The organism is Paenibacillus sp. CECT 9249, from assembly GCF_918697855.1.
GTDB lineage: Bacteria > Bacillota > Bacilli > Paenibacillales > Paenibacillaceae > MSJ-34.
Window position 1 is genome coordinate 1 of record NZ_CAKKLI010000017.1, and the last position, 14,081, is coordinate 14,081.

The following is a 14,081-nucleotide window of genomic DNA, read 5'->3' on the forward strand; positions in this document are numbered from 1 at the left end:
ACTTTCGTCGATACGCTTCTACGTACAGATTTCGCCATACGTAGGTATCCTAGCTACGCGGGGGCTTGGCCCTTCCCGCGACCGGACTTTCACCGGCTAGAAGATGCGTGCTTAGCTGGGCACGCCGCAAAAAAAAGGTGCAGAAGCAAAAGCGCTTCTGCACCAAACCTTATTGTGACAACAGCTCCAACAATCTCAGGATACTGGTGACCGCTTCCGCGCGGGTCAGCGTCTCATTCGGCGCGAAGAGATTGCGATCGCGACCGTGAATGATGCCCATGATACGAACCTCTTCCACGTAACTTTTCGCCCATGCCGGAATACGGGCATCGTCTGCAAATCGGGTGTGCGTATGGTCGGTCAACTCCGCTCCTGTTGCTCTTGCGATCATCACCGCCATTTCCACACGAGTGACCGGGCGACCAGGTCGAAATGTTCCATCTTCATATCCTGAAACAATGCCTGCCCTTGCCGCCAAATCAATCGCTTGCTTTGCCCATTCGCCAATTTGCTCCCCGTCCGCAAAAGCAGGCGCATCGCCTCCCGCTTCTCCTTCCAGCCGCAAGGCACGAACGAGCATCAACGTAAATTCAGCGCGGGTGACGGCATGATCCGGTCTAAACGTACCGTCAGGGTATCCGGCAATGATGCCTTTTGCATAGGCTTCCTGAATGAACGGCTCCGCCCAATGACCCGCAATATCCGCAAATAACGGCTCCGGGGAAGGCGGGTCCGGCATCTCCTCTTGCATACGTTCCACGGTGATGGAATACGTTCTGCGCGTTCCGTCTTCTGCAGTGACCACGATGTCAATGATATCCGTATCCGTGTGCAAGGGGATGCGAATGCTTCCCTGATCACTCCGGACTTGCCGACCATTCACGCTGATTCCAGCCTGATGATGTGCAGCACGGATCGTGAGCTGGATGCTGTCAGCATCATGCGGGATCAAAGCCTTGTACGTCGTAATGTCCCCCGAAAATTCCGGTATCAACGCGCCTTCTGACAAGATGAGCTCCCTCAGTGTTGCATTGCCGGAGCGGATATAGACAGGCGGACTCGGCGGTTCTGAAGAAACCGGCTCCCGCTCTAAACGAAAGCGCCGGGATATTCGGTAACTCTCTTGACCAACCTGATCTTTGGCGTAAATGTGCAAATACCAGTCGCCGCCGTTTTTGTCTGCATGACTCAACGTGCTTTGGTTAATGAAAGGTTGCCAATATGCATGTTCATCCAACGGGTCTGAACTCGTTGACCAAACATAACGGAGGGAAGCGGCATCGATCCCGCTGCCGTCGTCCTTCACGTTGACTTGACTGGATATGGTCCGCGAAAGGGTTTCATCGCCGTCGGGTTTCAAATCGATCTCCGGATTCGTGTGATCGATACGGATGAGTACATGCTCGCTCATTTCATTGCCTAATACATCTTCCACTCTGAACCAAAGCGAGTACTGCCCCTCTGTTGTGAAGTCGAGCGGATCATGATAAATCTCCCAAGCCGCTCCTTCATCCAACGAATATGCAATGGGCCGCAGCGCGATCCCGTGGTCATGAGAAGCATAAACCGCTGCGGTCACACTTTGGTTCGTCCACGTTCCGCTGGGATATGCTTTACTGTCATTATCGGTAAAATACAAATCCACATCCAGCTTCAGGCCGCTTCTGCTGATCTTCACGGTCCGCTCAACGATCGTACTCTTATTGCCGATGTCATCCATCGCTTGCGCCTGGATCTTCGTTTGCCCTTCTTCCGTCACCTCTAAGCGGATAGGTGTACCGTTAAATGCACGATCCTCCCACTCCTTGTCGCCGACTTTCACACGAATCGTGTGAACATCTGTCTGCCTTGGGTTAGCGGCGCTGTGGTCGATCGCCACTTCCACTTTGGCAGCATTGGTCCAGCCGTCGGGATGAAGGGTGATCGTCGGCGGTTCCGGATTTCCGCTGTCCACGACGATGTCGAGAGTCTCGGACTTGTCGAATAAGGAGACGGTGATCGTCGCTTTGCCGCCTTTGACGGTGCTGACCTCCCCGTTAGGATCAACACGCACAATTTCGGGGTCATCCGGATCAACGCTATACCTGGCGGTTGTTGTCGCATTGTAGCGATCCCCGTTTTGATGTTCCGTATTCACGGTAATGTGGGTCTTGTCGTCAAGGTTCAACTGATCGTTTGCAATGGACGCAGCCCAGGAGATGAGCGGGTTTTGCCATTGGAGAAATGGCCGATGTCCGTTGTACTGGTACCAGCCCTCTGTGAGATCCCAATCCTTAAATGTTTCCGGATCGCGGAGATCCGCCTCTTCCACAGGTATTCCGATTCCATTGTCAGGGAGTTCACCATCCGTATAGCTATCGGTCAACCAGTAGCTGCCGGCGACCTCAATGATATTTCCTCTTTCTTCATATTCATTATTCGCCCCGACCAGCCCGCCAGTCTCAGAATGACCTGTTACCTTGCCTGTCGCGTAACAATGCTCAACTTCTATCACTGAACTTATTGGCGAATCGTAACCATTTGTAACATTAAATCCGATCAAACCACCCACGTATTGCTTACCGTTGACATTCCCTGTCGCATAGGAGTTCTTAATTCTGACCACACCAGATGGAAGGGCTTCAGCTTTACCAACAAATCCACCTACAAGCTGGTCTCCATTAACCTCCCCAGTCGCATATGAATTCGTGATTTCATTGACACTTCCTATATTTCCCGATGAAATTATGCCAACTAAACCACCTACAAGATTATTTATGCCCGCAACGTCACCAGTTGCAAATGAATCGCGAATCGTAATCTTTTTACCAGTCGAACCCCTAAATAGACCTGCCAGACCCCCGACTTCACGCTCTCCGACAACTTCGATATGGGCGGATGACCCGATCACGTCATTTCTAACAATACCGGCTAACCCGCCAACCTTCATTTCTCCTCGAATAAGGGTTCCCGTTACCGTACTGTTTTCAATCATCCCGTAGCTATACCCTACTAACCCGCCGATGTAATCATACCCCTTGATCTCCACGACCTCGAGATGGACATTCCGGATGACAGCCGTTTCTGACGTTACTCCAAACAAAGATTGGTAGTTCTCATCTTCACGGTTGATCTTTAAACCTGTAATTTGATAGCCGTTGCCATCAAATGTTCCGGTAAAAGGAGAAGAGTATTCCGTTGCGATTGGCAACCATCCTTCTCCGGAACTGTAAGTTGAAAGATTAATATCGGCTCCCAATTTGAAATGGGCATCCAGATAATCTCTCACTTTGTTCAGCTGTTCAGCGGTTTCGATAATATACGGGGCTTCTTCCGTGCCTGAGCCGCCGGCAAAATCACTGCTTAACGGCGCGAATGCACCGTCATCGGCGGCCTGAACCGATATGCCGACATTCCCAAACAGTTGTGTCCAGGTCCATCCGAAAAAAAGAACTAACGCCGCCAACAGAACGGATGATTTAAACGGTCTCATTTTCCTTTCACTTCCTTTCTAATGTGCGGAGACCGCAAGTTCCACATCATTGTCCGTCATAAAGTCCACTCCTCGCCTTCTCCAAGGCTTCCAGATCAATTCTTTCCATCGCAAGCATGGCCTTGTTCACGCACTGCTGTTGTTCCCCGGATTCGTCGGAACTGATCGCTTCCCAATCGGAGGGAAATACTTGTCAGCACGATGCTCTATCATCTATCCAACAATCTTAGCAGCATCACCGTCGCTTCTGCACGGGTAGCCGTTTCGTTCGGCACAAACCGGTTTCCGCCGCGGCCATCGACAATGCCAAGTTTGCGGATGGCTTCGACCGCACCTTTCGCCCACTGCGGAATCGTTTCATCATCGGCAAAGCCGGTTGACGCATTCGCGTTAAGCTGTAGTTGTAACGCCCGAGCGATCATCACCGCCATTTCTACGCGGGTGATCTGTGCGTTTGGCCGGAAGCTGCCATCGTTGTATCCATCCACGATGCCCGCTTGTACGGCCTGCGCAACGGCTTGCTTCGCCCATCCGCCGATCCGGTCATGATCCGTGAAAGTTAGCGCGGAGCCGTCACCTTCCAGTTTCAATGCACCTGCCAGCATCACAGTAAACTCGGCGCGTGTGACTGGATGATTCGGTTTAAATGTGCCATCTGGATAACCGCTGACGATGCCTTTCTCTACAGCACGCATGATGTAGTCCTCCGCCCAGTGTCCGGCAATATCAGAAAATGGCATCGACGATTCATGAGTAGCCGTCTCTCGAATCACGGTCAGCGTATATCGCTTCTCGGTACCGTCTTCCGCACGAACGACAAACGTGAACTCATTGTTGCCACTTGTCAGCTTCTTGCTGATCGGCACCGAGCGTGACAAAAGTACACCATCAACGTACACTTCGGCCGCATCGTGCGCTGCTTGAGCAATAAATACCATTTCCTCTGCATCTGTAAATACGGTGTAATCATGCACATCAGGAGCAAACGAAGGTTGTAAAGTTAACATCCGACCGTTTGCCCATATTTCCAGTGATGAAAGCTTGGCATCGCTGGAAACACGATCCGTACGGGAAGACGGTGATGACGAGGAGCTTCGCTTACGCTCGTCCAGCACGATCACACTTACCTTCGCCTTGATATTCAGCGGATTGTTCACCCACTCAGGCAATTGCAAGGTGCCTATAAATTCATAACGACCAGCCACCTTGCCATTGTATTCAGGGTGAACTTCATTCCAGCTCACTTGCACCTCAATCGTGCGAAGATCGTCCAACGTAACATACACCGAATCGGGTACGGAAACATCCTGCAACTTCGTGTTATAAGGCACATATATCGTATCTGGCCTTTGAATTTCCGTAATCGTTAGCAGTTGGCGCTCAATGTATAAAGAATAAGTGCGCTCCTCCTTTTCATTTTCTGATATAACTTGGATATAAATCGAATTGTCACCGATCTCGAGCACCGCTTCTTGCCCACCAATCACCTCATACGATGCCGATGAGTCGTAAGTTGAAGCTGTTACTGTCACGCGATCCATTGAATAAGGTACCGTCAAATAATAAGTAAACAGATCTGGATTGAAATTTTCTAAAATTTTACCATTGATTCGAATCTCAGACAACTTGGCATTCGACCCCGGTAAAACACGAACCTGTAGCTTTGCCTTCAATTTATCCGGGTTCAGATAATATTCGGGCAATTGCAAGCTTCCAGATATCCAATATGTCCCAGATTGATCCGGATTGTAATCAGAATTCACTATTTCCCAATTGACTCCCACATCCGGCTCTAACGTCTCGTTGTGCAGTTGTATAGAAACCTCGATTGGCAAATATTGCGCTAATTGATCGCTCGTGATATGCTTGCTTATTTCAAGCGTATTGAGATCATTCACCGCTTTTACCACAGCATACGGCGTTGCGCTAACCGGAGCTGACAACTGGCTTCTACTATTCCCTTCAGTAACGGCTTGCACAGCAAACCAATATTTTGTTCCTGCCTTTAACTCATCAACCAGCCATGATGTGTCCATAAGCGGCTCGTCATTTAATGGTTTCCAGTTCGATAAATCCTGCGTATCCGGCGGCTCTGATCCTGTAGCCATATAGATTGCGTAAGAGGAGGCATCAGAAACCACCTCCCATTCAAGCTGCACAGACCTTTCTCCAGCCTTTGCCGTTACGTTAGTCGGAGCATTTATATCAACCTGCCCGATCGCATATAAATGTCCATCGTAAGAACCCACATAAATCGTACCATCGGCACCGATGGCCGCTGATGAAGTAATCGAACCGCCTGTCTGAAATGACCACCGCATATTGCCCGCTGAATCTATCGCGTACAAATTGCTGTCGTGAGTTCCGACATAAAGCATGCCATTGGCATCGACAATCGGCGTAGCATAAGTAACGTATCCAAATTCCGCCGACCATCTGGGGCTAACGTCATCCGCCGCTTGTTGCGGCGCAAATGCATAGAGTTTCGAATGAGTCTTTATATAGATCGTACCGTCAGAACCGATAACCGGAGTGCTGGAGATCGGATCTTTTGCATCAAACCTCCATTGTAATTGACCCGACGAATCCAGTACATATAAATTACCATCCTCTGAACCCAAGTAGATCGTCCCATCATCCCCGATTGCCGGTGTCGCTCTGATCGCACTACCCGTTTTAGTTTCAAAGATCCATTTCGGCTTGACATCATCCGCATCTTGCTCCGGTTCAAATGCATAGAGAATACCTTCGAAATCACCCACATAGATCTTACCATCAGCTGCAATTACCGGGGACGACTTAATCATCGGCCAAAATGCTGATATTTTGTATGACCACTTTTCCCTTCCCGTGTCTCCATCGTCGGAAATTGCATGAAAAGTACCGTCCTCGGTAGCGACATAAATCGTCCCGTCCGCTCCGATGGCTGGTGAAGGGGACACGAAAACCAGTGACCCTATTTTCAAATCCCATTTCAAAGTACCGTCTGGATGAATCGCATATAAATAACTGTCATCCCCCCCGACGTAGATCGTCCCATCAGCTCCGATGGATGGCGACGAATAAATGCCGGGGTTGCCAAAATCACTACCATTGATCGCAAATTTCCATTTCTGCTCGCCACTCGCCGTCAACGCATACAAATGCCCGTCGTCTGAGCCGACATAAATTGTACCGTCTGCAGCTATCGCCGGTGATGAACGTACACGTCCTTCAGTTTTAAATGACCATTTCATATCAAACGCTTCGCTGCCGGAAAACCTCGACTGTCTCGTCCAGTTAAACGCCGTCGGTTGAATCGCTTCCAGGTCATAATTCCCTTGCTCATATCCAGAGCCTTGTATAAACGACTCAGCAGCAGATGCTTCAACGCTGCCATCGACAAGTATAATGGCCATATAACAAAAAATAGCGAATAACAGATTGAATTTTTTATTCATCTTCATATATTTCCCACCTTTGTATCAATGTATCAATGAAGAAAACGCTAAAAACCTGGCAACCATTATAAAAAGATTTACTCATTTCAAACTGAAAACATTGAAGCTAGAGTGAAAGGCTGGGCGGAGCCAGCCCCTCCTCATCAAACCGTACGTGAGGTTTTCCCTCATACGGCTTTCCGGTGATCGTCATCATGCAGCATACAGATTACAAGTGCGTTTCCAGTCTATATAGGACGGACATTGATTTCACTTCGTGACGATGAGGGAAATATTTGTCAGCACGATGCTCTATCATCTATCCAACAATCTTAGCAGCATCACCGTCGCTTCTGCACGGGTAGCCGTTTCGTTCGGCACAAAACGGTTTCCGCCGCGGCCATCGACAATGCCAAGTTTGCGGATGGCTTCGACCGCACCTTTCGCCCACTGCGGAATCGCTTCATCATCGGCAAAGCCGGGTAACGCATTCGCGTTAAGCTCCAGTTGTAGCGCCCGAGCGACCATCACCGCCATTTCTACGCGTGTGATCTGCGTGTTTGGCCGGAAGCTGCCATCGCTGAATCCAACCACGATGCCCGCTTGTACGGCCTGCGCAACGGCTTGCTTCGCCCATCCGCCAATCTGGTCATGATCCGTGAAAGTTAGCGCAGAACCGTTGCCTTCCAGTTTCAATGCACCTGCAAGCATCACGGTAAACTCGGCGCGTGTGACTGGATGATTCGGTTTAAATGTGCCATCTGGATAACCGCTGACAAAGCCTTTCTCTACAGCACGCATGATATAGTCCTCCGCCCAGTGTCCAGCGATGTCGGTAAATGCAATAACCGGTTCATTTGGCTTTGGCATTTCACGATAAATGGTCAGCGTATAGGTTTTCTTCGTGCCATTCTCCGCTTGTACCGTTAGCTCAATCGTATTGTCGCCTTCCTCCAAATCGACTTGAATACTGTCCGTAATTACCTTGCCCTTCCATATCACTTTCGCCGCGGAGTGAGCTTCTTTGACCACAATCTCAATTCGTTCGCCTTCTGTACGGGCCGTATATTCTGTTGTTCCAGAAGTAAATGAAGGGCTTAGTTTCAATAATTTCCCTTCCACCCATACTTGCAGATCCGCAAGATCCGCATTGTTGGACAACACACGGCCGCCCCCGCCACCACCGGAACCGCTGTTACCTCCTGGTGCTCTTGGGGTCGCTATCGCTACATTAGAGAAATCGCTGGCCCCCTTCACAGTGATAGCCTTCACTACAAATGCATACGTTGTTCCGTTCGTCAATCCCGTGACATTGTAGGAATTCGCCGACACATTCGATTGAATGAGCTTCCAGTTCGCCGGATCGACAGGAACTGATGTGCCTTCCGCTTGGTAAACCGCATAAGTCACGCTGCCTGTTCCCGTGACCGCATCCCACTTTAATGTAACGGAACGATCAGCCGCAGAAGCTGTTAAATTCGCCGGTGCAGGTATCGTTGCAATCGTATACTGTTCCTCCAGCACTTCGCTGTCTAGCATGCCGTCTTTTACGGCAATTGCTTTGAGCGTCATCTCTGTTGTCACTTCGATGGGCGCGGTATATTCGGCACTGCTACTAGTAGGCGTGCTGCCATCCGTTGTGTAGTAAATCGTTGCTCCTTCCGTTGTCGTGCTCAATGTTACCATTGTACCTGCCGGGACTGCACCGCCTGATGGTTCTGCAACAGGTTTCGATACTTGCTCTGGCTCCGCTTCTTGTGAGAGACGCTTCACATGAAGGGTATAGGTGACTTGCTCTTGTTGATCCTCTGCCGTTACCAGGATGTCAATTCGATTTAAGCCGACCTTCAGCGGTTGTACTTCGCCACGCACAACCTCGCTGACGACTTCGTAGTTCGCAGCCGGATCGTCAGTTGCCGCTGTCACGGTCACTTGCTCCGTTGCATAAGGAACCACAACATCGTAGGTATAAATATCCGGATCAAAATGTGCCAACGGTTCTCCGTTCAGGGCAATGCCGCTCAGGCTCGCATTCGTATTCGGCAGTACATGAACAGCGATTTCAGCTTGCAACTGTTGTGGATTGTGAACATATCCCGGCAATTGCAACCCCCCTGTAATCGCGTACATTCCGGCTTGATCCGGGTTATAATCAGCATGCTCCAGATCCCATTTCACACCCACGTCCATCGTGACAGGCAAGCTCGTTAATTGAATCTGAATATGTTCGGGAAGGTATGCCTCCAACTTCTCTAATGCAAATCCCTTGCCAACCTTAATCGCACCGGGAGATGCAACAGCCGCAACCGTTGTATACGGCGTTTCGGACGTTGATTCCGAATAGCCGCTTTCCATCTCATCCTTCACGGTCGTTACAGCAAACCAATACAACTTTCCAGCAGTTAAATGGTCGACCGTATAGGACGTTCCTGTTACCGGCCCCTTATCATTGTCAACCATCCATCGGTCGGCAACGGGAGGCGTACCTTCGTCAGCTTCTTGCCTATAGACGTTATAGCCATCGACCGCATCGATTGCAGTCCAACTCAGCTCTACTTTCCCGTCTCCCGCTGTCGCCTGCAAGCCGGTTGGAGGGACAGGTGTACTGTCGCTCACCGCTATGCTAAGCGTTGCATCGCTTCCTGCACTGAACGTAAAGAACAGTGTAGTCGTACCGATCGGCAGGTTGGCCAGGTATTCTTTTGTAATGGTGACGATGTTGCCATTTACGATGTAATCCGTGCCTTTCGATAACGATGTTGTGTCATTCGTAATATCTATGAGCGTATTGCCATTCAACTCCATCGTGACAGCGATCTCTCGCTGCTTCAGGATGTTCTTGTCGAACGACGCCTTGTCCGGATGAATGGTGCTGTCTTGCTTCGCTTCGATGATAAGCGCCAGGGAATGGTAATTGCCCGCCGCAATCGCCTGAATGTCTGACAAGCTCTCGATTTTCTTTGGCGTGAGTTGATTTGCCGTATCGTCATGTCCTAATTGGCCATAAGTACCGTATCCAAACGAGTACACGTCGCCTGACTTCGTTAAAGCAAGGGAATGTTTACCCCCGGCAGCTATCGCCTGAATGTCTGACAAGCCCTCGATTTTCTTTGGCGTGAATTGATCATCCGTATCGCCATGTCCCAATTGGCCAGAATCACCACGTCCGAACGAGTACAATTCTCCTGACTTCGTTAAAGCAAGGGAATGATCATCCCCGGCAGTTATCGCCTGAATGTCCGATAAACCCTCGATTTTCTTTGGCTTGAGTTGATCTTCCGTATTGTCATGTCCTAATTGACCATACCTGCCCCTTCCAAACGAATACACGTCTCCTGACTTTGTTAAAGCAAGGGAATGATTATCCCCAGCAGCTATCGCTTGAACGTCCGACAAGCCCTCGATTTTCTTTGGCGTGATGAGTTGACCATCCGTATTGCCATGCCCTAATTGGCCATACCTACCATATCCAAACGAATACACATCTCCTGACTTTGTTAAAGCAAGGGAATGATTATCCCCGGCAGCTATCGCCTGAATGTCCGACAAACCCTCGATTTTCTTTGGCGTGAATTGATCTTCCGTATTGTCATGTCCTAATTGTCCATACCTCCCCCTTCCAAACGAGTACACGTCGCCTGACTTCGTTAAAGCAAGGGAGTGGAAAGTGCCGGCCGCAATCGCCTGAATGTCCGACAAACTCTCGATTTTCTTTGGCGTGGGTTGATCTTCCGTATCGCCATGTCCTAATCGGCCATACGTACCGTATCCAAACGAGTACACGTCGCCTGACTTCGTTAAAGCAAGGGAATGTTTACCCCCGGCAGCTATCGCCTGAATGTCCGACAAACCCTCGATTTTCTTTGGCGTGGGTTGATTTGCCTTATCGCCATGTCCTAATTGGCCATAATCACTAAGTCCGAACGAAAATACGCCGATTAAGTTTGCATTTGTCTCTGATTCTTGAGCCAAAGCTGACGCTGGTATAACCAGCAGCGATTGAAACAGATTGAGCAAGAGCATGGCAATCAGCCATAGGGATACATGCTTTATCGGGTACTTCATTGAATTCATCATTACTGCAATCCTCCTTCCATATGCTGCCATTGAACAATGGCTAATCGAATCGATGGCTGTGTAAGCCCTCTTTTTTTAAAAATGGTGGAACCTAGTGCTTCTTTGGCAGGCACATTGAGAGAGGGGACGGAGATATTCTCCATCAACCGAAGCAGCATCACAACAGCTTCTGCGCGGCTAGCCGTTTCGTTCGGTACAAAACGGTTTCCGCCGCGGCCATCGACAATGCCAAGTTTGCGGATGGCTTCGACCGCGCCTTTCGCCCATCCAGGGATCGTTTCATCATCGGCAAAGCCGGGTAACGCATTCGCGTTAAGCTCCAGTTGTAGCGCCCGGGCGACCATCACCGCCATTTCTACGCGTGTGATCTGCGTGTTTGGCCGGAAGCTGCCATCGCTGAATCCAACCACGATGCCCGCTTGTACGGCCTGCGCAACGGCTTGCTTCGCCCATCCGGCAATCTGGTCATGATCCGTGAAAGTTAGCGCAGAACCGTTGCCTTCCAGTTTCAATGCACCTGCAAGCATCACGGTAAACTCGGCGCGTGTGACTGGATGATTCGGTTTAAATGTGCCATCTGGATAACCGCTGACGATGCCTTTCGCTGCGGCGCGCATGATGTAGTCCTCCGCCCAGTGTCCAGCGATGTCGGTAAATGCAATAACCGGTTCATTTGGCTTTGGCATTTCACGATAAATGGTCAGCGTATAGGTTTTCTTCGTGCCATTCTCCGCTTGTACCGTTAATACGAACGTATTTTTGCCTTCCTCCAGATCGACTTTCACCCTGTCGGTTATGACTTTTTTATCGTGTAGAATTACTTTGGCTGCGGAATGCGCCTCTTTTACTACAAGTTCCACTTGTTCGGCTTCTGTACGTGCCGTATATTCTGTTGTTCCCGAAGCAAAGGATGGGCTGAGCTTCAACGGTTTGCCTCCCGCCCATACTTGCAGGTCCGCAAGATCCGCATTGTTGGATAACATACGACCGCCCCCGCCACCACCGGAACCGCTGTTACCTCCTGGTGCTCTTGGGGTCGCTATCGCTACATTAGAGAAATCGCTGGCCCCCTCCACAGTGATAGCCTTCACTACAAATGCATACGTTGTTCCATTCGTCAATCCCGTGACGATGTAGGAGTTCGCTGTAACATTCGATTGAATGAGCTTCCAGTTCGCCGGATCGACAGGAGCTGATGTGCCTTCCGCTTGGTAAACGGCGTAAGTCACGCTGCCTGTTCCCGTGACAGCATCCCACTTTAATGTAACGGAACGATCAGCTGCCGAAGCTGTTAAATTCGCCGGTGCAGGTATCGTTGCAATCGTATAATGCTCCTCCAGCACTTCGCTGTCGAGCATGCCGTCCTTCACCGCAATGGCCTTAAGCGTCATTCCCCCAGTCACTTCGATGGGCGCGGTATATTCGGCACTGCTGCTCGTCGGTTCGCTGCCGTCCGTTGTGTAGTAGATTGTTGCATCGTTCGTATACGTGCTCAACGTCACCGTTGTACCAGCCGGGACTGCACCGCCCGCAGGACTGGCGATCGGCTTGGCGACTTGATCAGGAGGTAGGATCGTGTAATGCTCCTCCAGCACTTCGCTGTCGAGCATGCCGTCCTTCACCGCAATGGCCTTAAGCGTCATTCCCCCAGTCACTTCGATGGGCGCGGTATATTCGATGCTGCTGCTAGTAGGCGTGCTGCCGTCAGTTGTGTAGTAGATCATTGCATCGTTCGTATACGTGCTCAACGTCACCGTTGTACCTGCCGGGACTGCACCGCCCGCAGGACTGGCGACTGGTTTCGATACTTGCTCTGGCTCTGCTTCTCGTAAGAGCTTGATCGTATACGTTTTACTTTCTTGCAAATAAGGGGATACTTTCACTTGAACAACTGTTTGTTCACCTTCAACTTCGACCTTGACTCCTTCGACCTGATCGGATTGTCGCTTACCATTCACATACACATCGGCATACTCCGGGTTTTCCAATGTAGCCAGCACATTCACTGAAGTGACGCTATTATCAATTAGAACAGTGTATTCCTGCTCCGAAACATCAAACAAGAACTCCAATTCTCCACCACTTTGATCGGTCAGTTTGATCGTTTTGAGATCACTTGTTGGAATGTTGAGTTGACCTGAACGATTATCACCCCAGGCCACGATCGTCCCATTCTCTTTCAAGGCAAGCGAATGATAGAATCCCGCTGCAATCGCGATCACGCCGCTTTTCGCTGCATCAGGTACAACCGTTTGTCCGTGGTCGTCCGATTCTGTGTTGTCTGAAATGCCCCAGGCAATGACAGAGCCGTCAGATTTCAAGGCTAGAGAGTGTTTTTCCCCTGCCGCAATGGCGATAACGCCGCTTTCCGCCTCTTTCGGCACAGAAGATTGTCCGTAATCGTTACTCCCCCAAGCAATCACCTTGCCCGAAGCAGTTAACGCTAAAGAATGATCAGATCCTGCACTAATGGCTACTGCCTGGCCCTGCACCTCGTCAGGCACATCGAGTTTTCCTCGGCGCCCATCTCCCCATGCAATCACTTCCCCGGCAGCCGTTAACGCTAAAGAATGCCAATACCCCGCCGCAATGGCGACTACGCCGCTCTCCGCTTCTTCCGGCACATCCGATTGACCGTTAGAATTGGAGCCCCAGGCAATGACTTTCCCGGAGGACGTGAGGGCTAACGAATAGAAGGCAGTAGGACCCGCTGCAATGGCTATGATATCGCTTTTCGCTTCCGCCGGTACATTGGCTTCGCCGAATCTTCCCCCTCCCCAGGCGATGACCTCGCCGCCGGATGTGAGAGCGAGAGAGTGGTCTTGTCCTGCGCTCACCGAAACAATATTGGACTGTGCCTCAAGCGGCACCGTTGTTTTGCCATACCCATTCGATCCCCAAGCCAGCACTTCCCCGTCCGCTGTTAAAGCGAGGGAATGGTAACGCCCTCCTGCAATCTGCTGGACCCCGCCCCAACGATCACTCAAGGCTGGATGAAAACTCCCTTGAGCAGACACGTTGTCATAGGGTACCGTGATCAGAAACGACTGGATGAGCAGCAAAGCGATGCACAGCTTCACCAAGCCGCTCCTCCTGTTGCATATGTATGATTG

General features: G+C 50.4%; 4 protein-coding genes. All 4 read right to left on the reverse strand.

Features of this window, described 5'->3' with window-relative positions:
• Positions 1 to 169: 169 nt before the first annotated feature.
• Positions 170 to 3,472, reverse strand: a complete 3,303-nt coding sequence (locus LQ229_RS13830) for an S-layer homology domain-containing protein (RefSeq protein ID WP_230192059.1) — start codon at positions 3,470 to 3,472, stop codon at positions 170 to 172.
• 209 nt (positions 3,473 to 3,681) lie between these two features.
• The gene (locus LQ229_RS13835; RefSeq protein ID WP_230192060.1) at positions 3,682 to 6,918 is read right to left on the reverse strand and encodes a PQQ-binding-like beta-propeller repeat protein; all 3,237 of its coding nucleotides are present in this window, start codon (positions 6,916 to 6,918) and stop codon (positions 3,682 to 3,684) included.
• Positions 6,919 to 7,206: 288 nt separating this feature from the next.
• Positions 7,207 to 10,968 carry an S-layer homology domain-containing protein gene (locus LQ229_RS13840; RefSeq protein WP_230192061.1) on the reverse strand — a complete coding sequence of 1,254 codons (3,762 nt, stop codon included), beginning with the start codon at positions 10,966 to 10,968 and terminating at the stop codon, positions 7,207 to 7,209.
• Entirely contained in the window at positions 10,968 to 14,048 is a 3,081-nt protein-coding gene (locus LQ229_RS13845) for a chitobiase/beta-hexosaminidase C-terminal domain-containing protein (protein ID WP_230192062.1), read from the reverse strand. The genes LQ229_RS13840 and LQ229_RS13845 overlap by 1 nt, the downstream gene beginning before the upstream one ends.
• Between the last annotated feature and the right edge of the window lie 33 nt (positions 14,049 to 14,081).